We start from the raw sequence: 1,670 nt of genomic DNA, 5'->3' as shown, positions 1-1,670 counted from the left end.
GGCCCAGAGTGTGTAAAAACGTCTGATCGAACCCTTGCTATGCTTTCGGGCGATTCCATCGCAAGGGTCACCCATGAAGCGCTTCATTCAAGGTGAGCATCGAGGCCAAAGTACGTTGCTCCCCGAAAGCCTTGACGACTACGTCAGCGATACCAATCCGGTGCGAGTGGTAGATGTCTTCGTTGATGAACTTGACCTAGTTTCGTTGGGTTTTGAAAGCGCAACTCCAGCGGATACAGGCCGGCCTGCTTACCATCCTGCGATCCTGCTGAAGATCTACATCTACGGCTATCTCAACCGTATTCAATCGAGTCGGCGCCTTGAGCGAGAGACTCTGCGCAACGTCGAACTGATGTGGCTGACTGGGCGGTTGATGCCGGATTTCAAGACCATCGCCAACTTCCGGAAAGATAACAGCAAGGCCATCCGAGGCGTCTGCCGGCAGTTCGTTGTGCTGTGTCAGCAGCTGGGGCTGTTCGGAGAAAATCTGGTTGCCATCGACGGCAGCAAATTCAAGGCGGTCAACAATCGCGACCGCAATTTCACCAGCGCCAAACTGAAGCGGCGAATGGAAGAAATTGAATCGAGCATCAACCGTTACCTCACGGCGCTCGACGCCGCTGACCAGGAAGAGCCTAAATCCCCTCAGCCAAAAGTAGTGCGCCTGGAAGAGCGAATCGCCAAGCTGAAGGCCCAGATGAAGGAGCTTCAGGCGATTGAAATCCAGCTCAACGAATCGCCGGACAAACAGGTCTCACTGACCGACCCGGATGCCCGCTCGATGATGACTCGCGGCACTGGAATCGTTGGCTACAACGTGCAGACCGCAGTCGACACTCAGCACCATTTGATCGTTGCTCACGAGGTCACCAACGTCGGTTCAGACCGCGATCAGCTCAGCGCAATGGCCAAACAGGCAAAGGAGGCAATGGCATCAGAAACGCTGTCGGTTGTAGCTGATCGAGGTTACTTCAAGAGCGAGGAAATCCTGGCTTGCCAAGATGCCAATATCATCACATATGTACCCAAACCGATGACCTCGGCAGCCAAAGCCGACGGGCGCTTCAACAATGATGCCTTTATCTATGACGCGGCGAAAAACGAATATACCTGCCCGGCTGGAGAGGCGCTGATCTGGCGTTTTTCCAGTATTGAACAAGGCATGAAGCTGCACCGGTACTGGAGTTCGAAATGCCAAGGCTGCACTTTGAAATTGCAGTGCACACCGAGCAAGCAACGACGGGTTCGGCGCTGGGAACATGAAGCGGTGTTGGAGGAAATGCAGAACCGGCTGAGTAACGCACCGGAGATGATGCGAGTCCGAAAACGAACTGTTGAGCACCCCTTCGGGACGCTCAAACAATGGATGGGCGCAACCCATTTCCTGACACGCCGGCTGCCGGGTGTTAGTGCGGAGATGAGCTTGAATGTGCTCGCCTATAACTTGAAGCGAGTCATGAACATCCTAGGAACCAGCGGTTTGATAAAGGCAATGTCGGCCTAAAAAAAGCGCGTTAGGCATCGCCCTGGACGCCTCAAAATGGGTCGAGACACGTCCTGGCCGCTACTAATGCGCTCTGTGGGAGATGACCAGCGTTGTCAGTCAGCCGACAGGGATCGCCGCGCACCGAACACCGGCTTACAGCGTTTTTACACGCTCTGGGCCGAAA

The 1,670-nt window shown here is 54.7% G+C and carries 1 protein-coding gene; it reads left to right on the top strand.

The features are described from left to right. The first annotated feature begins 73 nt into the window (after positions 1–73). Positions 74–1,504, top strand: coding sequence for an IS1182 family transposase (locus NA619_RS24900; protein ID WP_255964433.1), 1,431 nt, complete (start codon positions 74–76; stop codon positions 1,502–1,504). Positions 1,505–1,670 lie beyond the last annotated feature (166 nt).

It is taken from the genome of Stutzerimonas stutzeri, assembly GCF_024448895.1.
GTDB classification, from domain to species: Bacteria; Pseudomonadota; Gammaproteobacteria; order Pseudomonadales; family Pseudomonadaceae; genus Stutzerimonas; species Stutzerimonas stutzeri_Q.
The sequence above is the reverse complement of the archived record's forward strand: the minus strand, read 5'-3'. Positions and strand labels throughout refer to the sequence as shown.